This is a genomic window from Pseudomonas sp. GV071 (genome assembly GCF_003050835.1).
Lineage (GTDB): Bacteria > Pseudomonadota > Gammaproteobacteria > Pseudomonadales > Pseudomonadaceae > Aquipseudomonas.
Map to the genome: position 1 here is coordinate 69,151 of NZ_QAOJ01000006.1, position 20,322 is coordinate 89,472.

A 20,322-nucleotide genomic window follows, 5' to 3' on the forward strand; every position below is an offset into this window, starting at 1 on the left:
TGAGAAAGGTGGTGGGGTCAGACCCAGCTGAAAAGCTCGGTGTCCTGGTTGCGCAGAACCTGGCCGGTGATCGGGTTGTAGCTGCCAGCGCTGTTCCCGGCTTTTGTGGTTACGGCGGTGTGATAGGTGAACTGGCCAATATCTGCCCCGCCCGGGGTGAGGGCATCGGAATGCACCACTAGCCGGGTTGGGTTCACCAGGTCCGGGTTGTCCAGGTACTGCACGGGCATATCCACCACGTTGTTCGAAAGTCCCTGAAAAGACATCAGTGACTGGCGTCCGACGTAGACCTGCGCCGCAGGGGTGGTCGATGGGTAGAGCCAGCGCAAGGCCTGTTCAACGGGATCAATGTCAGTACGCAGCGCTTCCCAGTACCCAGTCATTCCAATGCTGCCGGACGAGTGCTGCGTAGAGGTCATGCTCAACACTTCCAAATCATCGACATGCATGCTGATGGTGCTTGTGATGTCGAGAGGCCCAGCCGATACAGCCGTCGCCGTAACCACCTCGCTTGACGTAACGTCGGTAGTTGCCGATCCAAGACTGGAGGTGAGCGTGCGCTTCTGGGACAACTGAAGATTCAAGCTGCCTGTCTGGCTCGCGGCATCCCCCGTCAGCGTGGTCACCTGCGTGGCGTAAACGTGGACTTGGTAGGAGATCAGGTCGGGCGTTCCGTCCGGTTTGTACCAAGCCCAAACCACCGCATCCATGTGCGAATCAGTAATCCACGTTCCAACTTTCGCTGAACTGGAGCCGATGGTGATGTTCCCGGTCGGCGGCGGCGGTGGCTCGGTGGTGACCGTCACGACACCGCGAGTAGTCGTCCCTCCAGCTAGCAGCACCAATGCCGCTTCATTCGCCGCGATTTCCCCCGAGACCTGCACCTCTATCAAAGCAAGCGTCTCCGCGCCGGAAATGCCGGAGGATCGGCTCCGGCTAACCCGGACAATGCATCGGGTGCCGTCCCTGCTACGGTCCAGAATTTGCGCCTGGGGGGGGAAACCACCGGGGACGGTTGCAGGGAACCCAGCTGCTTCCGCCGTCATGGATAACGCACTCTCGGACGCGAAAGGACCGTCTCCTAGATTGCCGGATGTGGAAACCAAGAAATTCATCACCCCAGAAACCCAGTCAAATCTTATTTCCAACCAACCAACGTGGTCGCCAAGCTTGATCGGCCCAGACCCATAGGGTCTCCCCCCATAGATGCGGCAGCTATCCATGTTCGCTGCGGCGCGGATAATCCCCTTGGTCAGCCATTGCTCGTCTGGGTCATCTGGCTCGAAATCCACCGGGGGCATATCGATGTCCCAAAGGTACGTCCAGTTGCCACCAAACACCGGGCAATCAATCACCCGGCCGCTGGGTAGCGGCAGCGTGCCGCCGGCACCGGTCTGCGTGATAAGCCCATGCCATGGCCAACCCCAGACGTGTGGGGCTGGGTCGAGAACGCTATTCGGGTAGCCCATGGATCAACCGTAGAAAGTGGTTTCAGGAATGCCGCTGACGCTCAGGACGCCTCCAACCCCTACGATCGTGTCGCCGTCTTTGACCAGCTCGATTGTGTCGAACGTGATCCGAACAGGCTGGGTAGCGACCACCGACAGAACACCCTCAGCGAAGGAGAAGGTGACACCCTCTTCCGGCTGCACAACGTTGAAGCCGACGGCCGTGGTACCAAAGACGGAAAAATCCAGGTCTACCGGAACCGACACTCCTACCCCTGCCCCATAGATCCAGACTTCCAAACCGTAGGGGTCGGCTTGCCATGCGGGAAAGACGAGGGTAGTGAGAGGGGCAGAAGGACCTTCAGTTTCATCGCCGCCAATCTCAACAAAGCGCACCATACGGCCGACGTTCAAGGTGTCGCCAAAGCTCACGCCATCAGGCTGCTTACCCCCTCGTAGCTGAACCCACTCTTCTGGCTCGTTTGCCCCTAGCGCAATAAACACCGCGCCAGAGCTAGCGGCATAGATGAAGGTTGCACCAGGTACTGGCGGGGCCGACGCGGGGTAATCATCTCCAACAATTGTTGGACTGCCGCCACGGCCGAACAGATCTGTGAGAACCCCGGCGGTGAGCGCGTTGTAGATGACGCTATCCACCGGCCAGTTCTGGGCGGTCGTTCCTTCCTGGCCCCGGGTGAGCGTGGCGGTGCCGGCTGTAACCTCAGCGTCGACGATTTCCCACCTGGTGGGAGTGATGACCGAATCCGCGATGGTCAGCCGGTAGTTGCCATCCGGCAATGCCAAGGCCAGCGAAGTGGCGGCCAGCGTCAGCGAGATCGACGCGCTGTAGTTGTTGATGAAGTTCATTGCTACTCCAGGGCGTTTTTGTATTCGAAGACCACTTCGGCGCCGTTGGCGTCAGTCATGTTCACCTTCTTCACGCTCTTGAACCTGGCCCAGGCCAAGCCATCGGTGGTGGGAATCATCGCCGACGGGAAGTACTCCCGCGTGGTGGCAGTGGGTTCAACCAGCGGACTGGCAATACCGCCGCCGGTGGCCGCGCTTTTCGGCGCAACGTAGGGCGCACTGCCCCGCTGCGCCGGCAGCGAACCGCGAGGCTCTACCGTGCGCAGCTGGGCGGCCTGTTTCTCCGGCCGGATAAGGCTGTTGAGGTCGTCCTGAATCGACGAGCCGCGGCGCTCGTTGGTGTTGTTGGTCTGAATCGCCCGGCGCTCGGCGGCGTTGTTCTTGCCAATGGCCTGGCGCTCAGCAGCATTTGTCCGGCCGCTGGCCCGGCGTTCATCTCCCAATGCCATGTCAAAGCTCCAGCCAGTCGTTCGGAATTGCCACGCGGTAGGTGACCGGCACCTCGGTTGCTTTCTCGTCGCGCAGCGCCTCGGCGATCTCCGGCGCTTCCAGATCAAGGCGGCGCGGGAACAGTTCGAGATCCGGGTTTATGTCCAGATCGTTCTCGGTGTAGTTGCCCGAAAACCCCAGCTTGTCCTCGTCGTACAGTGGGCTGGTGTTCCGGCCGCCCAGTTGCGTCGGCAGGATCTTGTCCTGGTCTTCGGGGTCGCCTGGCGAAGGCACGTAGCCGGCGAACGCCGGAGCGGTCAGCGGATCGGAAACCGCGCCGCCGCCGCGCATCACCGAGATACTCAGCGTGGTGATGGCAATGGCGCTGGCCATGTCGAAACTGTCGTTTACCCGGCTGCAGCGCGCCTGGGCGCCTACGTTCTGGTCGGCCAGGCGCAGGGTGTGCGTGAGATCCACGCCCATGACCATGCTGGTAGGAACATCCCAGCTCACTTCCGTCTGGGTGTGCGCGCCGATCACGGTGGTGGCGGCCTGGTGCAGGATGCACTCCAGCGCCGACACCCGGCGGGCTTCGTCGATCACATCGGTTTGGCCGGTGGTGCCACCGGTGAACTCGCCTGATTCCCAGGCCTCGCTGGTGTCGTTCTGCACCTCCAGCGCGACACGCTCCCGGCCGATCACCTCGCCGGCGGCGGCCACACTCGCCTCAGCCACCACGTTGATGCGGTACTGCATGGTCACCGGCTGATTCCATCGGCGCCCGCCCACCCAGCCAGCGGCCAGCAGCAGGTCGGTGAAGTTGTTGGTCCAGCCCTGGGGCGGATCGCAATAAACACCGGACGGCGGTAGCAGCTGGTAGCTGGCACCGGCGAGCAGGGTCTGGCCGCTCGACTCGGTGGCGGACTGCACCATATCGATGGTCGGCAGCTCGGTGTCATCTTGGCGCCAGTTGCAAAAACCAGCCTCGCCGGAACTACCACCCAACCCCGGGTGCACCCACCCATAGTGAATGTTCCACTGCCACAGCCGTGCGAAGCGATAGTCGGCCTCGATCTTCACCGTGTTGGTGAGGTTGGTCAGCTCGGCATAGGAAACCCGGATGGATTCGTAAACCGTGGTGTCCGGACCAAACACAAAGTCCGGCGTTGCCGCGGCGTACCAGCTGCTGACGCGCAGCGTGCCGTCGGCTGCGGAGTCCAGGCTGGCCGGTATGGTGCCCATGCGCTCAACCGCGTAATCCCACCGGCTGCGGCCGTCGACAGCCTCGAACACGTCGGGCGACCAGTAGCCGCCGGTGAGCGCATCAATGGCGGTGACCTCCAGGGCCTCCACCCGCTGCTGCAGCTGATCACTGCATTGGCAGCTGAGCGTGCGCGTCAGCGAATCCCAGTCAGTCTTCACGATGCGGCCGGTGAAGCGCAGGGACAGCGTGGTCTCGCCCAGGGCGGTGCTGACGTAGTGGATGGTCACAGTGCGGCCGATCCAGTCGGACGGCACCACGGCACCGGGCAGAAGCTGCAATACCAGGGTGGCCACGCCGGCGGCGCCGCGTTCACGGTCAACAGTGACGGTTCCGGTTAGGCGGCTGGACATGTCCATCCCACCGATCAACACCAGCAGCTTCCACCGGTAGGCGTACCCCTTCACGATCGGAACCGTCGCAGTGACGGCGGCGTCCAGGGCGTTCAGCGGCACCGCGTTTAATGGCGATCCGTTGATCTGCATCAGACTTCCTGCCAGTCGATTTGCCAGGTGAACACAGAGGTTGATGGATCCATCGACTTCTGCGGCTTGCTGGCGAACACGGTGTACATGGGCAACCACTGCACCATGTAAATGGTGGCGCCAGGCATCGCGACCACCGTCACCACGCCAGCGGCAACAGTGCACTCCGCGGTCTCCCACTCGCCATTGATCAGCGCCTGAGCCCAGGGCTCGACATCGTCGCGCGGGGTGCTGGTGAGCGGGTACACGAGTCCATCACCGACCACGCACTCCTGCGAGGTAAGACGGAGCTCAAGGGGCTGGCTGTAATCCAGCCCATCCAAACCAGGCGGCATCCACCCGGAACCACTGATACTCCCGCCGGCCTTGAAGAAGTGGGTCATCTTCACGCCGCCGCCCAGGCCCAACCGCACAAGCCCTTCGCCCAACACGGAGGCGTCAGACTGCGCCGGCGGGCCCGCGTGCAACACGATGGGCAGGCCGCCGAAAATGACATCGGGCATGCAAATACTCCGGGCAAGAAAAAGCCCACCGGAGTGGGCTTGTGTTTATCGTCTGGCCGGTCGGCCGAACTTCATGGCGAGTTTCGAAAAGTTGTCGTGGTCAGCGAACACTGAGTACGTATTTCCCCCAACGCCGATATCCAGCCTACCTAGATGCGGAAACTCCGGGGCCGGCAAAGCAGTCGCGGGCGGGCTAAATGCTGGCAGTTGCGGCCCCTGGCGTTGGCCAGCGAAACCGCCGGTTGCGAACTTCGGCAGACGCCGAGCGTTCAACTGCTCCAACACCTCAGGTCCGTAGTGGCGAGCTGCTGATGCAGTAACCACAAATTCGCCGTTCGACAACCTGGCCAGAATGCTGTCGCTCGTTCCAGAACCCGGGCCACTAATGTGGCCGCCTTCGGCAAAACCTGGGTAGTTGAGCTGTGTGTCCGGCTGGAGCGCAATCGCGTTCAGATCGGTCTGGGGGGCGAGCGTCGGTACAATGACTGCTGGTATCACCAGGGTCTTGCCCAAGTCGTTGGCCAATGACTGAATCCTGGTCTCCAGCTCGCTGACCGCCGCCTCGTCCATGGTTGGCGTAACCTTGATGTCCTTCAGCTCGTCAGCCTTGCTCTTGAGCACGGCGATGTTCGTGGCGATGGTCAGCAGCTTCTGGTCAGCTTCGGACTGCTCCAAATCGTTCGCAGCCAGTTCAATCTCTTGCAGGCCTTTAGCAAAGCCGCTGAGCCCGTAGGTGTTGCCCCCGGCAGACTGGATATCGAGCAGCATCTGGCGCGCCGCTTCGGCCTGCTTCTTGGCGCTCGCGATATCGCCCTGGCGCAGTGATTCTTGCGCGCTGAGCTTCAGGCTTTGAGCATTCGAATAGCTGGCAGTGGAGCCGCCGGCCCCGTTGTTGAGGGTCGCAATAGTCTCAGCATATTTTGCCTCGATCGCGACCCGCGCATCCTTCACCTTCTGGCTGTCAGCCAGAGCCTTTTTCTCGGCGGCGGCCTGGGCCTTTAACGCCTTCTCCGCATCCTTGAGTTGCTCAGCGCTCAGAGCCTTCAAGGCGCTCACCTGCTTACGCTTTGCAGCAGCTACAGCGTTGGCGTTGATCTCGGCAGCGGTCACCTCAACTCTGCCAATTGCCTTCAGCTGCTCGACCTGGCCCTCGAATGCCGCGATCTGCTGCTCAAAATCCGCAGCAGTCATATCGCCATAAATAAATCGGTTGGCGATGCCGAGTTTGCCATCCTCATCGAGCTCTTTTTTGGCTTCCTTCAGGTCATTCACGATGCCTTCGAGAAAAGCGATTTTCGCCTCACCGTTTAGGCCTTCAGCGTACTTCTCCAGGCCCTGAAGACCATCCTTGCTAAGCGCTTTCATCGATCCGTTCGCGACTTCAGCAGCCTTGGAGAGAATGTTCAGCCGGGTGATCAGCCCTTGGGTGAATCCTGTCGACTCATCGGCGGCAGATGCAAACAGCAGAACCGAGTTTTTCAGGCGAGTCAGTGCCCCGCCAACAGTGTCAGGCAACTGAGCTGCCTCGGCAGTCAATTGGGGCAACGCGTTCAAGGTAAGGTCGGCGATCACGTCCGCGGTGAGTTTGCCTTCGGCGGCCATGTCTCGAAGCGCACCCACCGGCACGCCAAGCCCTTCGGCAAATGCACGCAACAGTCGCGGCGCCGCTTCTGCGACGCTGTTGAACTCTTCACCCCGCAGAACACCAGAACCCAGCGCCTGGGAGAACTGGGTCAACGTTGAAGCCGTTTCCTCAGTAGTAGCCCCGCTGATCTTCAACGCCTTGGCCAACGCGTCAGTAACTCCAGTGACATCCCTTTGGCTGTAACCGATGTCGGTCAGAGCTGGGCTGAGCCGCGCGTATAGCCGAACCACGTCCTCGAGCGGTGCGCGGTTTTCCTGGGCAATTTTGTACGTATCGGTCTGAGCCTGGTTGAACTCTTCCTGGCTCTTGGTCGCCAGCTTTAGCTGAGCCTGCATGCTCTTCGCAGAGTCGGTGATATTTGCGATCGACCGGATAACTTCAATACCGGCATACGCTCCACCGACCTGACCAAGCAAACCGGCAATGCTACTGCCTGGACCTACTCGGTTCTGCTCGCCGGTGAGTTCGCGAAGCGCCTGTTGCGTCTCTCCGATTCGACGCGTTACTTCGCGCTGAGCGATTGCCAATTCTTTCGCGGTGAGTCCACCGGCGCGGCGCACAAGGCCGTACTGGGCTTGCAGACGCGTCAGCTCAGCATTCAGTTCGCGATACCGATTGACGCCAAGGGCGCTCCGGGACTCTTCGATATTGGCGAGCCGTTGTTCTCGGGTGACCTGTGCGAGCGCAGCGGCTTGAGCACGAATACCAACGACGGCTTGATCATTTCGGCCGCTAGAAACGCCCTTCGCCAACTCTGCCTGCAGTCGCTGCTGCTCTGTCGCCAAGTTGTGTACATCAACACCGGCGTTACGCAACTCTGATCGCTGAGAGCGCACGGCATCCTTTTGCCGCTCAAACTCCACCGTCGCTCTGGAAAGAGCCCGCTCTGCACTGCCAAGCTGCTGATTCAAGCCCTTGATAGGCGTGTCAGCACTGGCGGCAGCCTTTTTTAATTGGTCCACAGCACGCTGCGCGGAGTAAAACTCAGCAGCTGCCTTTTTTGCATTTTCCTGCGTCTGCTTCAGCGAATCGATCTGACCAAGCGGCTTGACGATAGCCTTTACGAGCTCGGCATATTCTTTCCGAAAGCCAGCAATTTGCTTCTGCGCCCCAGACGCATCGGCCGTCAGCCGGAGCTCGATGTCGGTCATGGAATTACCCTTTTAACGCGCGGAGAAAAAGTGACCACGGATACTGGAGCACCTGGTGATGCCCCAGCGCGGTCAACTGGCAGATGAGCCGATCGAGATGGCCTATACCCGAGCCGCCGGCTTGCTCAGCCGGTCCAGCATCGCGAAAAAATCCGGGTTCACTGCGCGGCAGCCCTCCACCACAAGGGCCAGCTCACTTGGGTACATGTCGCTGATATCGGCGGAGGTCAGATTGGTAAATAAAACCAGCTCATCAAGTCGAACATCCAGGAACAGGGCGTCCTTTACCAGGTCACCGGAGTTCTCGCTCTGGAGCAGGTTTCGAGCAGCTGCGACGGTAAGCTCGCGGCAGATAACTTCGCGAGCGCCAACCATCATCACTTTGCTTTTCCCCATGTCGCTCATGTTTTCTCCTGGCATAAAAAAACCCGCTTTCGCGGGTCCTTGTAAAATTGGTTGTTACTTGAAAAAGGCGCCGAATAAACCGCCACTAAATCCGATGACGGCAGCAAGAGCAGCAAGGATCAGGAACAAGATGATGAACGCCGGGATGGACGCCAGCACCCACTTCACCATGAACCAGACCATCGAGTTGAAGCTCATCTGCAGGTCAACAACTACTACCGCCTGAGCCCCCTCGTAACCTGCCAGGGCGTCTTTGACGGCAGGATTTACCTTGGTCCTGACAGGGCCGGCATGGATGGCGGCCGTGCGTTGCGCTGCAAGCCGCGCACAATTCGGACACTCAGAACTGCCCGACTGAATCTCCGCCATTGTGGGTTCATAACCGCATTTGCTGCACTTCATCGGATTCCCTCCCATGGTTAATGGTTGGGAATGTAGCCCATCCCTGGGCCACAGGTCACGCAGCAGCCAGTTCTTTGCGAACCTTGAAGTACTTCGAGGTCCCGGCGCCAACCTTGCTGTTATCACGCAGCACTTTGGCAGTGGCTTCGAAGCCACCGAAGTCTTCGGTGTTGATCCAGTCCATCTGGGTAGCGGGGTTCAAGCGGCACTGGAAGAAGCGCGCGTCCACACGCAACTGGGTGCCGGCGGCGTTTTCGCCCTCGAACAGGAGTTCGAAGGTCTTGCCGCTGTTGGTCAGAGCTTCGACCACGTCGAAGTTGGCCGAAGAGTAGTCGACCTCCACCAGGTACTCACCAGTGGCCGCCTTGATGGCGGTTTCCAGCGCACCGCCGGACACCACTTCAATACCGGCGCCGGTCATGACCCAGTCGTCGAACTCGTCGAATTCCGTGGTCACCGGGCTGCCGCCGGTGGTGGTGTGGCTCACGCCCGAAACGGTGAGCGGCATTTTGTCGAGCAGAATGGTGCCGTCCACAGCCGCCGGGTGGCTCTCGGCGGTGACAGTGGTCGCCGACACGCTGGAGAAGTCGCCCCACACCAGAGCAGCCAGCACCCAGGTGAAGATTTCGCGGAAGTTGATGGTCAGGGTCACGCTGTTGATGCGGTCCAGCGAATCGTACTCGCCACCCTGGGGGGTGGTGGTATCGGACAGGGTCAGCGAGTTGGTTTCGGTGGCGTGCTGAATGGTCGACACCAGACCGACCTTCTGGAACGGCACATTGGTACCGGCCAGACGAGCTTTCAGGTGGCCGCCAATGACGACCGTTTCTTTTTTGATAGCCATGGCTTATTTCGCCTCCTGTTTGGCCGGTGCAGCGACTTTCCCGTGTTCAACCAGGAAGGCCTTCTGTTTCGGGGTTACGTAGATTTTCTCGCCAACTTCGATGGCGATGCCCTTGTGGGTGTGGGAGCCGGTCAGCGTGACCTCCTCCTGGGCAGCAACATTCGCCGCTGCTTTCGCTTCGGTGCTCATCTGTTTTTTACCTCGATGACCGTTTTTACGTGGAGGGGGATCAGGACGCCGGCGTGGGACTGGCCTTTGCCTGGTGGAAACTGTTCAGGGGCACCGAGCTCGATTCCGGTCACGCCCTTAGGGAAGTTCTTAGGCAGAATGCCTGGGGACGGCATGAAGGCCTGGATCAGGTCCAGTTCCATGTCGTCCAACTGGTCTTCGTATTCGCTGAGGTTGGCCTTAGCGAGCCCCATCACGAAGAATCCAGCGGGGTTGATAACCCCCTCAGTTCCGCGCACTGGCACCTTCCCTGGAGCCTTCTGGAGTAATGCAAAGAGCGGCGGCACCTTGGTCTGATCCAGCACCTCATTAAGCCAGCCCGTTTTCACGTTCAGACCCAGGTCGGTGCGGTAGCCGTTGGCAATCGTGATGGTTTCCAAGCGGCGAATGACGGCCTTCCGCACTTCGGTGAGCACGTTGGTCATACGTCCTCCGTGCAGGCCGCTGTGAGCATGTGGCCGTCGTCCATCACGACCTCTTCGACAATCAGCCGCTGGCCGGCGCAATCCACACCGACCAGGAACACCCCACCCCGCTCTACTTCCGCCAAGTCCCTGCGCCAAAAGCTGACAGCGATCGGCACACCGATGACAGAGCCATTCGGCCCTGCCAGTTCGACGTCGCGCGCCACCTGCAGCGGGATGGTGTTAGAGGCTGCTCCCTGGAGCGGTTGATAGGAGCCGATCGAGTCCGCCAGCCGGCTCGAACCAACCCGGTGCAGACGCTCCAGGCTGCGCGCGAACCGGGCTTCCATCAGTTGGAAATCCGCACTTCTGCGAAGCCGCCAACTTCGTCGCTGAGCAGCTTGCCGAAAGGAAAGGACGAGGCAGTGCCGTCCGCAACCATAGCGCCGGTCTTGAGGCTGACCTTGGCGCCGGCCAGCAGGCCGGCAGTGGTTGGCAGACTGGCAACGCCGGTCAGACGAGCCACGAATGGTTGGCCGGCATCGGCGGTATCCAGGGCGACGAGCGCTACGGTACCGATGACATAGGCCGTGCCCGAAACCACGCCACCAGCCGGCGCGATCATGGTGTGAGAGTTGCCGTCCGCAACGTAATTTTTCATGTTTGGAATCTCCAAATCGCAGAAATGAAAAACCCCGCACTTGGCGGGGTTTGGTATGGCTGTGAGCTGTTAGGCGCCGTTCGCCTTGCCCAGGCCACGGAAGTCCAGCGGCGCAACGCCAGCGTCGATGCGAACCTTGGTGGCCACGCCGTCGACGGTGAAGCCTTGCTGCTGCTCCATGTACGGGGTCTCAACGCCATTGAGGTACGCCACCTCGATGGTGTCCTTGCCCTGCGCAGCAGCCAGATACCAGGCCGTGGACGACACGTCATCCAGGCGGGCATCGGAGATCACCTTGGCCATGCCCTGAATGGGGTTGGCTACTCCTTGGTTAACCTGAGCGGTCGGAACCGAGGTGGAGTTGATCAGTTGCAACGCCTTGGATTCCAGGGCAACTGGGGTCAGCACGAAGGCCGGGCGAATGTTGAGCGGACGCTCTTTGCCTGCATCCTTGCTGGTCTTCTGAGTGCGCATCATCGTCCGCCCCTTGTCGAGACTATCCACACTCAGCGCAGAACCGGCACCGGTTTGCAGGTTTTTGTGGTCAGCAGCCTGGAAAAGAGGTTTTCCATCAGACAGGTTCGGGTTACTGGTCAGGATGCCGTAAACCAAATCGCCGATGGTGCCCTTTGCCGCTTCGCCCATCTTTTTAGGGATGTCGGTCAGCAGGTTCATGTCGTCGTTGATGATGGCCTGGCGGGTGATGCTGAACAGCTCACCATAGGTAGCCAGGGCGATCTGTTGGCTGTTTTCGCCCACAGTCACGTACTTGTACTCGGCGCCTTCGCGCACCTGACGCAGCGACGGGAACTCGCCCAGGCCAATGCGGTGCGAGACCTTGAAGTCGCTCAACTGACCTTTCTTGGTCCACAGCTGGAAGGTCTCCTCCGCCAGGTCCCAGCCCGCCAGCATCGAACGGTTGGCTACATCCATCAGGATGATGCCGAAGTCGCTAGTAGTGTGAGTGAAGGCCAGGCCGACCATTCGCATCGGATCCAGGGTGGCGACCCCGATACCACGATCATGCAGCGAAGCACGGGCCAGCTCGCGCAGACTCATGTGGTTGTAGACGTTATCCGGCTGATTCTGCTCGTGACCCGCTCGGGCCATAAGCGACGCGCGCACAGAGTCGCCCACCAGGTTGCCGTTACCGGCGTAGATGTGAGCATTGGCGCCGCTACGCCCAGGAGCAGCCGCGGAGGGCTCGGTGCCGGTGGCCAGGGTGGCCAGCAGCTTGGCCTGTACCGCTTCCACGGTTTGGTTGCGATCCAGCAACGCTTCAGTCATCAGCGCGGCGTGGGATTCGCCGAACGGAGTGAAGATGGCGCGGATGCCGGCACGACGAGTGTCCTCAGCGGCGTTAGCCTGGGCTACCACTTCAGCAGCAGAGGGGACAACAGCGACTGGCGCGGGAGCGGCAGGTGCCGCCGGTTGAGCAACAGGCGGCACGTGAGTGGACGCGCGCGGCTGCAGCAGAGCTTTCAGTGCTTCGGGCATGTGGTTGAACTCCTGCATGCGTTTCGAGTTGAGGTGAGCTGCCGCGGCGAGCGGCTCAGTCAGTTGGTCGGCAAATCCGGCCTCAATGGCCTCCTTACCGGTCATCCAGGTCTCTTCCTTCAGAAGGGCCTTGATGTCTTCTGCGGACTTCCCGGTCTTGCTGGCGTAAGCCATGACCATGGTGTCCTCGATCTTGTCGAGCAGCTCGACGTAGCGGCGCATGTCGTCGGCATCACCGCCGGTGATACCCCATGGCTTGTGAACCATCATCAGCCCGTTCTCGGGGATGTAGACGACGTCGCAGGCCATGAGAATTACGGTGGCCATCGAAGCGGCCAGGCCATCGACGTAGCCATCGACGCGGGCCGGATGGTGCTTGAGCAGGTTGTAGATGGCCGTGCCTTCGAACACGTCGCCGCCCGGGGAGTGGACGCGCAGATCAATGCGGCTCAAATCGCCCAGTGCCTTAAGGTCCTTGGCAAACTGCCGGGCGGTGATGCCCCAGGCGCCGATCTCGTCATAGAGCAGAATTTCGGCTGTGCCGCGCGACAGGGACTTGATGCTGTACCAGCTGTTTTTAGGAGCGGTCTCTTCACTCAGCGCCGGCTGAGCGGCGGCGGCCATTGCCATCGGCGCCATCAGGTTTTTCAGTTTGAGATGGCTGCCCATTGGCGCCTCCATTTTTCCCGTAGAACTGGTGGTAGGCGTCCGAGCTGAAAACCAGCCCCTCTTCCCGGTTGTGCTTGATCTCGGAAGCCCGAGATTTCTTGAGCTCCTGCGGGTTACGACCCCTCGCCCGTGCAACCTCAGCCTCATCGGCGAAGCCGCCTTCAACCAAGGCTTCCCAGGCGTTCGCCTCATGAACCGGGTTAATCCACGGCATCACCGGCCCCTGGTACACGGCCGACAAAATGGTTTGCTGGTCCACGTCAGGCGGCACCCGAATGACCCCGGCGGCGATGGCGATTTGTACAAATGTCCGGTAGGTGGGCCGGCACCAGTAATCGATGAACTGGTGTTGAAGCAGGTCATAGCCGAGTTGCGCCTCGACCAGCTCCTGGCGCTGGGCCGAGTAGGTGCCGTCGTAGGAACGAGCGATGGTGGAGTAGGCACTTCGGCCGGCAGCGGCAACGCAGCGCAGCATTCCGTTGCGGAAGCTTTCTAGAAACGGGTTCGGCCGGTTGCTCTCGAACATGCCGATGTCTTCGCCTGGAGCCAGGTCATCGAAGACCATGCCCGGCGCGATCGGGAAAGTACCGCGGCGCTCGCCGGCGTTCTCGGCGTTGTAGTCCTGCGGTTCGCCCTTCTTGATGTAGAAGGCCATGGCAGCAGAAATACGGGCCGCGACGCGCTCGCTTTCCTCGTAATCTTTGATGTCTGCAAGGCGGATCAGCGCCGAGTGCAGCAACGGCACACCTCGGTTCTGACCAATCCGCTTGCGGTAGGCAATGTGGATGATTCGGTCTGCTTCCACCCGTTTGGTCTGCTGATAGAAGCCGTTCATGAGGTCGCCGGGGTGCGACTTCAGCAAGTGAAAGGCCTTCACCCGGCGCCAGGCGTCTCGCTCGATGCCCTGGGTGATGCCCTTGGACTGGTCGTTTGCTTCCATGGGCAAGTAGTCAGGCTCGAGCAATTCGAGAGCGAATGGGACCTGGGTTAGGTGCGTGTAATTGGCGACCGGCCCCATGATCTTTTGGGCCAGGCCTTCGCCGTCGCGCAACCAGGTGCGCACCATCAGCTGTTCCATCTGCGGCCGTGTCAGCTCACCTGCCGTTTCCGGGCGCAGGGACCATTCAGCCCAGGCCGCCTTGAGCTGTGCACAAAATGCCAGGTGCACGTCGCCCGCAAGGTCCAGCACCAGGGGTTCAACAGCGATACCCGCGCCGCCGACCACCCGCTCTTCCAGGCGGTCGAATATGCCGGTGACCACGTCGTGGTTGTTGTCGAGCCAGCGGCATTGATCACGCAGCGACTTCCCGGCCTGCTGCAGCGCCACGTCGGCGCTGCGGGGATCACCCTTGGCCTTGTGTGTGCGGGTGGGCCGGGCGGCCTCGTAAGCCTGGATGACGGCGCGGGCGCGCATGCGCTCTGCCACAAACCCAGGCGCCAGTGGGGCGAGCAGACGATCAATCACATTCATTGCTGAAGCTCGCTAGTTTGTAGGGCTTACGGCCACGCGCGGCGCCTTGCAGCGTTGCAACCTTGCGCTCCCACTCCAACCGGCCCTTTTGGATGTCTGCCAGGTCGACCATGGTCAGGGTGCGACCGCTGAAGGTGACGGACTTCCCGTCGAGAATTTCCAACTCGGCGTCGAGGTAGCGCTGCAGCATGCCGCGCGCTTGCACCAGGGTCAGAGCCATGGACCATTTCCTTCCGTTTGCAGCCAGTCACTGGTAACCGCAGCAGCAGCCTCTTCAGGCTTCACTGGCGGGGTTTTGGCTTGTGGTTGTTTATCAGTGGCCGCGAGGCGCTGACGCTCTAACGCGTCGAGGTCGAAGCCGAACCGGGTTTGGCTGATACGCAGGGCGGCCAGCGCGTACACGAGGCAGTCGAGTGCTTCGTTTCGACGGCCTGCGGCGTCCCAGCGCATTTCGCGCTTGCCCTTCACCATCACCGGTTTCTTTCGTTCGGCGGTGATCTGCTTCAGTTCGTCTTCATCACACCAGTCGATCAGCGGGAAGTGGATGCAGCCCGGCGTCGAAACCCAAGGCTGAGGCACGACGATGTTCAGGCGCCCGTAGATCAGCTCTTTAGCGTTATCGGTGCCCACCTCGGTCTTGTAGATCTTGTTCTTGCGGCGCCGTGGGAAGTTGGCTATCGGTTTACCGTAGGTGCTGGCACCGAACACCGGAACCACCCAGCGCACCCCGTGCTTGATGCTTTCCTCGGCCACCTCGTCTGAGTAGTGACCGCCAGCATCCCAGCAGGCGCGCACGACGCGCATTGGCGTACCGTCTGGCCGCTTGAACTCCCTGTTGAGCTCGAGCCCTACCTTGCGCCGCAGTTCGCCGCTGGCAGGGTCGCCAGTGAGGATCGATGTTCGCAGCAGCCACGCTTCCTCACCGACGCCGAAGCCCCAGTGACGGATTTCGTAGCGGTCGTCCTGAGTGTCGATGCCAACGAAAATGCCCAGCACGCACTCGGGAACATAGTCGGTGTGCGGGTATATCTCGCGGCGGCCATAGAGGGTTTCCCACTCCATCCGCTCTGACTGATCCTCGATCCATACTTCTCCGAGAATCGTGTTGGTGAAGGTTTTGAGTTTTTCGCGGTCGCCTTTGACTTTCAGCCACTCGTCCACCAGTTCGAGCCAGCCCGTCCAAGTGCTGTAAATCGCCCAGCAGTAAAAACTTACAGAGCGCGGCGTCTTTATTGGCTGGTCGTCTGGTCCGAACCAGGTCATTGCATCGCGAGTCCAGATGCCGGTCACTTCGCAAATCCAACGACCCTGCTGCGAAGCTTTGACCATTTCGTGGTGCTCAAAGGTGGCCCCGCAGTGCTCGCTCTCGCATGCGTACCAGGCGGCGGTGGCCTCGTTCAACTCGTTACTGAGCCACTTCAAACCGTGCGCGCAATCCTTCCCGCCCCACTTAAGCACCTGCTCGTGATGACAGTGCGGGCACGGGATGTGATACCGCATACGCCTCGGCGATTCATCCGCCGCCTTCGTGACCTGGCAACTACCTTCGGTTCCCGGGGTAGATCCCCTGGTTGACTTCGGATAAACCGCACCGCGTAGGCGCTGATCACCCAAGAAAGTCGGCGAGCCTTCGCCCTCAATGTCAGCGTCGAACTTCGACAGTTCGTCGTAGATCACCTCGTCGGCGGACTTCTCTCGGTAGTTGCGAGCGGCCTTGCCGCCGAGCGTCCAAAGGGTTCGGCGATTGGCGAACACCTTGGTATCCAGCGTGTTATGGCTGTGCTTGCGGCCATACCAAGGAGCCAGGGCGAATAGGCTCGGCACATCCCGAATCAAACCGTTTACATGGCTTTTGCTTATCGCCTCGGCGTCCGGATCAGTCGGGCTCCACATCAGCACGTTCCTACGCTTGTGCTGAATCTTGTAACCCACGTTCGCCATGAGCATCTTGGTGTAACCAATACGCGCCGACTTCACGAAGTTAACGACCCTAATCAGGTCATTGCCCATAGCGTTCAAGATCGCTATCTGAAATGGGGCTGTTTTCCACTTGCCTTCGTTGTATGAGGATTCGGCCGACATGTAGAAGCCATCTTCTTCATCCTCAGCCCACTCCACTGCTGTCATTGGCGGCGACTTGTACATGCCCTGCAACCCCAGAGCGACGGCCTTACTCAGCTCAGTCGTCCAGGGTTGCAGCGTACTCATCTAGGATTTCCGGTATGTCGTCGGCGAACTCCACGGCCATGTTTCTTGCCAGCGCTATTTCACGCTCGAACGCCTCCAGCACCAAGGGCGGGACGTCGGGTATTCGGCTTCGAACTGTTTTACAAACCGTCTCCAGCTTGGAGCCGATCTTGGCGGCGATTTTTGCGAGGGCGAAAGTAGCGAATGGAGCCGGTACTAACGTTCGGGCGGCTACCTGGTTCTTCTGCTCCTGAGCATCAGCCTGTGCTGAAGTCAGGCGGAGTTTTTCCTGGGCCAGTTTGTACTCAATGAGCGGATCGAGAACCTGCCCACCATCAGCATCAAGTTGTTGTTTCCGGCCGGCGTGTTCAACGCGGTTTTGCACCACATCTTGCACCCGATAAAACGCCTCTCGGCCAATACGCGAAACCGGCTCCACGCCCCATTTATCAAAGGCTTGCGGAGAAATCCCCAGGCTCGAAGCCATGTCGGATTTGTTCAACCATCCGCGCTGCTTGGTTGTTTCGTTTTTGGCCATGATTAAACAACAACCAACCTCTGAATTTAGGTCATACATAGTTGGCGCGCGGGGCTCGAATTACCCCCTAGGGGCCACCCCCTCGGGAGGACCCATGACGCACCACCCTGGTACAGGCTAGCGACGTGTGGCCATAGCCCTTGCCAGGGCCAGCTCGAACTGAATCGGCAGCTGGTCCTCGGCAACGCGGTCTGCGATGGCGAAGAAGTCGAACTCTTTGCGGTAGCCAGGCCGAGCAACGAAGGCCATGACCAGCTTGATCTTGTCCTTGCCCTTCCCTGTTCGCTCGCCTATGCCGATGGCGCGGCGGGCTGTGCCCTTGCCTGCGTACATCACGAAGTAGCGCTTGAGGTTGGCAATGCTGCGCTTGCTGTCGGTGCTGTTGGCGTACTTATCCTGCTGTGCACCAAGGCCTGAGATGATCCGTTGTATCTGGCCCTTGCCCAGGTTGCCAAAGGCATCCAGCTTGGCGTCCTTGCCTGGCACCATATAGCGACCCTCGGGGAGGATGCCCTTGGCACGCAGTAGGCGCTCGCTGCCCTTGTCCTGACGTGATCCGCCGTAGACCTGAGGCGTGAGCCATCTGGTAGCAGGTGCTGCCTTGTCGGCCTCGTTCTTCATCCAGACTCGGGCGACTGGCTTCTCCTTGGTGGCAGGGAACAGACGCAGGCTGTTGAGCGTCCATCGCGTGGGCCTATCGAAGACCGTGCGCATTTCCAGCTCCAGGCGCTCCTTCACCTGCTGCCCTGTCTGCGTCAGCGCCAGGGCCACCACATAGGGCAGCTGCCGCTGCTCAAGGTCAGTCAGCTCGTCGAGCCTATCTTGCAGGCCCTTGGCTTCGATCTTGATCACGGCGTGTCTGAAACGCGCCGATCAGTCCACTTAAGCAGGGCTTCGCGAATGGTGGTCACACCGAGAAAGCCAATGGCACCGCCACAGGCGACCGCCATGCTGGATGGCCAACCCAGCCACTCGATCAGTCCAGACGCTGCCAGCGAAAGGCAGCCACAGATCAATGCTTCCAGCACAATCCGGGTCCACCGTTTTTCCTTCCCGTCATACAGGATGCGGAGTACGGAGATAAACGTGGCCATTATTGCCCCCTTCCAGGTGGATGAGGTGGTGAGAGCGAGCCACAGCGATAGCCACAACGTCGGGTCTTTTTCCGGCATCGGTGTGTACTCGTTCTGGTGGGTTGTAAAAACGCCCAGTCAGTGGCTGGGCAAAGGCGCTGGGGAAGCGCGTGCGTGTGTTCAGACATAACAGAAACGAAAAAGCCCCGGCTCAATGGCCAGGGCTTTTCTGTCGTTCGCTGCGTTGCAATGGTTACATGAAAACAGGTGTTTATCCGCGCGGAAAGAACTTTTTACGCAGCCGCGCGAAATTCTTCGAGAGCACAATCGATCCATGCCACCCCTGTTTTGATTAGCTCTCGCGCCTTCGCCTCGCTCACGTCGAACTGACGGCCAACCCGCAGAGCTGGCCACTTCGCCCCGAAGTACAGCCAGATGAAATCGCCCATCTGCTGGTTCCGTCGAGTGAGGCGCGCCACCGCGCTGTCCACTACCAAGGCCAGGTCGTCGACGATGACATAGCTCTTTACCCCACCCACGCAGTTGGTGTTATCCCGCATCAACGCATGCAGCGGCGACACATAGCGTGGCACCCCCATACCATCCATGCGCCACCAGCCCCACTGCTCCAGCAAGTACTCGGTGTCACCCAGCGCTTTCCCCACATACGCACGCTTCTTCATGCTGCTGTCCTCAGTCCCCAGTCCAGTTACCACCGCCAGTGCCTCGGCGGTTTCGGTCTTGCGCGTAATCCTGTGCAGCACCATCGACCTTGGGCCGCTGGCTTTCGAGGTGTTGAATCTGCCGATTCGCGTGGTTCAGCCTCAGCCTCAACTGGGTGACCATCGCTTCAGCGGCCAGTGCCTCGCCGGTCTCTCTGTGCACCAGGCCCGACCCGTTGCACCCGGCACAGGCCATTTCGTGAAATATCCCCTTCAACACGCCGGCGCCCCGGCAGATCTCGCAACGCCCCAATGGGACGACCTCTATCGTTCTGGATGGCCCATGCCGCTTCGGTATCGCCATCAGAATTCCTCGAAATGCCAGCCTGACTTGCTCTTGGTCACACCCAGAAACCGGAACGGGTACTCTGCGGCGGCCACCTTGGTCTTCACGCGAGCATCGTCGGTCCAGAAGCCCTTAACCTCGTGGACCTCAAGCACGCCGCTGGCAGCCATGACGAAGAAGTCGGCGGTGTAGAACGTGTTCTTGGCCAGGCGCAACTTCACACCTTCGAAGCGGTACCAAAGAATCTCACCGGCCATCTGCCGCATCTTCAGCACCAGGTCATAAGCCTGCTCGGTTTTGTTCATCTCCCCGGCAGGCAACCGGCCGAGCGCCTGGAGGCGCCGCTTAGCCTGCACGGAAGGCCGCCCGAATATCACGATCAATCCAGAGTGCAGCGCCAGCAACTGAAGGGTACGTGCCCAGGGTGCCGCCGGCAGGTGTGGTCGTGCGGTACTTCCAGCAGGGGAAGCCATCAACCGAACCGAACTCCGCAGTGATGCTGTAGCCCGCCGGGTGCTCGAGCAGATGCAGCCCTTTCGGCACCCAGCCGGCAATGGTCATGCTCTCGAAGGTCATGTACAGATTCAGGCTCCAGCCGTCAGGGTGGTGGCGATGCTTTCGCAGGGTTGTTTTCACGCTTCTATCTCCGTTCCATCAAGCCAGGCCATAAAGCCGGCGGGGATATCTTGGCCGCCGCGCGCCAGCAATTCGCAGCAGCGCTGCAGCAGCTCCTCCTGGGTGCCGTAACGCTGTTCAAACCGGAATTTGTTGTGGTGGAAGGCGACGCCCTCCCCGCCGTGCTGGTGGTGCAACTCGCAGAGCGGCAGCACGTACCAGTGCGCGTGCGGCTTGGTGCGGCCGTCGCAGTGGTGGATGGAGCAGTGGTTGTTGACCCGCCCATGCCAGATGCAGGCAATGCAGCCCACTTCGTTGACCAGCATGTCGTGCCAGCGCTTCTGCTCCTTGGTGACCGATCGCCCCTTCATCATGCCGGCACCTTCGACGCCGCACGGTCAGCCAGGATCAGGCGAAATACCTCTTGCTCGTCGCCGGTATAGGCGAACGGCGCACGTCCACCGGGACGAGTCACTGTCCATCTGTCCCTGGGCAAGTGGCACAGGGCAACGGTGTATCGGTCCGTGGTCA

24 protein-coding genes are annotated in these 20,322 nt (G+C 60.5%); all 24 read right to left on the minus strand.

Translation table 11 applies throughout. The features are described from left to right. Nucleotides 1–17 precede the first annotated feature (17 nt). The 24 genes from C8K61_RS12725 to C8K61_RS12840 all read right to left on the minus strand — a co-directional run bounded on the left by C8K61_RS12725 (nucleotide 18) and on the right by C8K61_RS12840 (nucleotide 20,165). Nucleotides 18–1,469, minus strand: a complete 1,452-nt coding sequence (locus C8K61_RS12725) for a hypothetical protein (RefSeq protein WP_146174281.1) — start codon at nucleotides 1,467–1,469, stop codon at nucleotides 18–20. Nucleotides 1,470–1,472: 3 nt separating this feature from the next. After that, nucleotides 1,473–2,315 carry a hypothetical protein gene (locus C8K61_RS12730; RefSeq protein WP_108096627.1) on the minus strand — a complete coding sequence of 281 codons (843 nt, stop codon included), beginning with the start codon at nucleotides 2,313–2,315 and terminating at the stop codon, nucleotides 1,473–1,475. A gap of 2 nt (nucleotides 2,316–2,317) precedes the next feature. Beyond that, nucleotides 2,318–2,764: a hypothetical protein gene (locus C8K61_RS12735; protein ID WP_108096628.1), complete on the minus strand. Its 447-nt coding sequence runs from the start codon at nucleotides 2,762–2,764 to the stop codon at nucleotides 2,318–2,320. 1 nt (nucleotide 2,765) lies between these two features. Beyond that, nucleotides 2,766–4,490: a hypothetical protein gene (locus tag C8K61_RS12740; protein WP_108096629.1), complete on the minus strand. Its 1,725-nt coding sequence runs from the start codon at nucleotides 4,488–4,490 to the stop codon at nucleotides 2,766–2,768. After that, the gene (locus tag C8K61_RS12745) at nucleotides 4,490–4,993 is read right to left on the minus strand and encodes a hypothetical protein (protein ID WP_108096630.1); all 504 of its coding nucleotides are present in this window, start codon (nucleotides 4,991–4,993) and stop codon (nucleotides 4,490–4,492) included. The genes C8K61_RS12740 and C8K61_RS12745 overlap by 1 nt, the downstream gene beginning before the upstream one ends. A 45-nt stretch (nucleotides 4,994–5,038) precedes the next feature. Further along, a complete protein-coding gene (locus C8K61_RS12750) occupies nucleotides 5,039–7,789 on the minus strand; it encodes a tape measure protein (protein WP_108096631.1) in 2,751 nt (916 codons plus the stop codon). 102 nt (nucleotides 7,790–7,891) lie between these two features. Next, nucleotides 7,892–8,194 (minus strand): hypothetical protein, encoded by a 303-nt coding sequence (locus C8K61_RS12755; RefSeq protein WP_108096632.1) that lies wholly within the window; start codon nucleotides 8,192–8,194, stop codon nucleotides 7,892–7,894. Nucleotides 8,195–8,248: 54 nt separating this feature from the next. Continuing rightward, complete coding sequence (locus C8K61_RS12760; RefSeq protein ID WP_146174282.1) at nucleotides 8,249–8,596, minus strand: hypothetical protein; 348 nt, start codon at nucleotides 8,594–8,596, stop codon at nucleotides 8,249–8,251. Between the two features lie 55 nt (nucleotides 8,597–8,651). Continuing rightward, nucleotides 8,652–9,440 carry a hypothetical protein gene (locus tag C8K61_RS12765; RefSeq protein ID WP_108096634.1) on the minus strand — a complete coding sequence of 263 codons (789 nt, stop codon included), beginning with the start codon at nucleotides 9,438–9,440 and terminating at the stop codon, nucleotides 8,652–8,654. Between the two features lie 3 nt (nucleotides 9,441–9,443). Then, a complete protein-coding gene (locus C8K61_RS12770; RefSeq protein WP_108096635.1) occupies nucleotides 9,444–9,629 on the minus strand; it encodes a hypothetical protein in 186 nt (61 codons plus the stop codon). Further along, nucleotides 9,626–10,093, minus strand: a complete 468-nt coding sequence (locus C8K61_RS12775; RefSeq protein ID WP_108096636.1) for a hypothetical protein — start codon at nucleotides 10,091–10,093, stop codon at nucleotides 9,626–9,628. The genes C8K61_RS12770 and C8K61_RS12775 overlap by 4 nt, the downstream gene beginning before the upstream one ends. Further along, the gene (locus C8K61_RS12780) at nucleotides 10,090–10,422 is read right to left on the minus strand and encodes a hypothetical protein (RefSeq protein WP_108096637.1); all 333 of its coding nucleotides are present in this window, start codon (nucleotides 10,420–10,422) and stop codon (nucleotides 10,090–10,092) included. Before C8K61_RS12780 ends, C8K61_RS12775 begins: the two co-directional genes overlap by 4 nt. After that, nucleotides 10,422–10,733 (minus strand): DUF2190 family protein, encoded by a 312-nt coding sequence (locus tag C8K61_RS12785; protein ID WP_108096638.1) that lies wholly within the window; start codon nucleotides 10,731–10,733, stop codon nucleotides 10,422–10,424. Before C8K61_RS12785 ends, C8K61_RS12780 begins: the two co-directional genes overlap by 1 nt. Nucleotides 10,734–10,802: 69 nt before the next feature. Continuing rightward, a complete protein-coding gene (locus C8K61_RS12790) occupies nucleotides 10,803–12,899 on the minus strand; it encodes a ClpP-like prohead protease/major capsid protein fusion protein (RefSeq protein WP_108096639.1) in 2,097 nt (698 codons plus the stop codon). Continuing rightward, a complete protein-coding gene (locus C8K61_RS12795; protein WP_108096640.1) occupies nucleotides 12,823–14,370 on the minus strand; it encodes a phage portal protein in 1,548 nt (515 codons plus the stop codon). The genes C8K61_RS12790 and C8K61_RS12795 overlap by 77 nt, the downstream gene beginning before the upstream one ends. Further along, complete coding sequence (locus C8K61_RS12800) at nucleotides 14,357–14,590, minus strand: hypothetical protein (RefSeq protein ID WP_108096641.1); 234 nt, start codon at nucleotides 14,588–14,590, stop codon at nucleotides 14,357–14,359. Before C8K61_RS12800 ends, C8K61_RS12795 begins: the two co-directional genes overlap by 14 nt. Beyond that, nucleotides 14,581–16,578, minus strand: a complete 1,998-nt coding sequence (locus C8K61_RS12805) for a phage terminase large subunit family protein (protein WP_108096642.1) — start codon at nucleotides 16,576–16,578, stop codon at nucleotides 14,581–14,583. The genes C8K61_RS12800 and C8K61_RS12805 overlap by 10 nt, the downstream gene beginning before the upstream one ends. Beyond that, nucleotides 16,550–17,095, minus strand: a complete 546-nt coding sequence (locus C8K61_RS12810; protein WP_108096643.1) for a terminase small subunit — start codon at nucleotides 17,093–17,095, stop codon at nucleotides 16,550–16,552. Before C8K61_RS12810 ends, C8K61_RS12805 begins: the two co-directional genes overlap by 29 nt. A gap of 117 nt (nucleotides 17,096–17,212) precedes the next feature. Further along, complete coding sequence (locus C8K61_RS12815) at nucleotides 17,213–17,947, minus strand: hypothetical protein (protein WP_108096644.1); 735 nt, start codon at nucleotides 17,945–17,947, stop codon at nucleotides 17,213–17,215. Further along, a complete protein-coding gene (locus tag C8K61_RS12820; RefSeq protein WP_108096645.1) occupies nucleotides 17,944–18,267 on the minus strand; it encodes a phage holin, lambda family in 324 nt (107 codons plus the stop codon). Before C8K61_RS12820 ends, C8K61_RS12815 begins: the two co-directional genes overlap by 4 nt. 194 nt (nucleotides 18,268–18,461) lie before the next feature. Continuing rightward, a complete protein-coding gene (locus tag C8K61_RS12825; protein ID WP_108096646.1) occupies nucleotides 18,462–18,851 on the minus strand; it encodes an antiterminator Q family protein in 390 nt (129 codons plus the stop codon). 342 nt (nucleotides 18,852–19,193) lie between these two features. Next, a complete protein-coding gene (locus C8K61_RS12835; RefSeq protein ID WP_256589437.1) occupies nucleotides 19,194–19,553 on the minus strand; it encodes a DUF1064 domain-containing protein in 360 nt (119 codons plus the stop codon). After that, entirely contained in the window at nucleotides 19,522–19,812 is a 291-nt protein-coding gene (locus C8K61_RS26990) for a hypothetical protein (protein WP_256589420.1), read from the minus strand. The genes C8K61_RS12835 and C8K61_RS26990 overlap by 32 nt, the downstream gene beginning before the upstream one ends. Further along, entirely contained in the window at nucleotides 19,809–20,165 is a 357-nt protein-coding gene (locus C8K61_RS12840) for a Ref family recombination enhancement nuclease (protein ID WP_256589421.1), read from the minus strand. The genes C8K61_RS26990 and C8K61_RS12840 overlap by 4 nt, the downstream gene beginning before the upstream one ends. Between the last annotated feature and the right edge of the window lie 157 nt (nucleotides 20,166–20,322).